Annotated in this window: 1 protein-coding gene; it reads left to right on the forward strand. The window is 52.2% G+C overall.

The window, feature by feature from the left end:
• Positions 1-86: 86 nt before the first annotated feature.
• The coding region (locus tag D7Y13_RS43490; protein WP_208734679.1) for a Uma2 family endonuclease at positions 87-425 on the forward strand (339 nt) is incomplete at its 3' end.

A 425-nucleotide genomic window follows, 5' to 3' on the forward strand; every position in this document is an offset into this window, starting at 1 on the left:
AAGATCAGCCCTGAAGAATGGGCTGAAATGCCGCATCAGGACTCAGATTAGAGCTACAACGAAGAGACAAAGCAAGGGCGATCGCCATGACAGCAACACAGCAGCGATTGACGTTTGAGGAGTATTTGACCTATGACGACGGCTCTGATACTCGCTATGAATTTGACGATGGGGCGCTAGTCGAAATGCCGCCTGCCATTCGCTTGCATCGTCGAATTGCTCAATTTTTGGAGGAGTGCTTCAAGCGGGAGATTGAGCGACTGGGGTTGCAGTGGGAAACAGGCCGCACGGATGTCGGCGTCAAAACCCAAAAGCAGAACGGCAGAACGACGGTTCGCTATCCTGACTTGGTGGTGTTCAATGCCAGCAGCTTAGACGGCGGCGAAGTTGACATCATCGATTTTGCGCCTGAAATTGCGATCGAG

Origin of the sequence: Corallococcus praedator (assembly GCF_003612125.1) — a bacterium.
In the GTDB taxonomy this organism is placed as follows: domain Bacteria; phylum Myxococcota; class Myxococcia; order Myxococcales; family Myxococcaceae; genus Corallococcus; species Corallococcus praedator.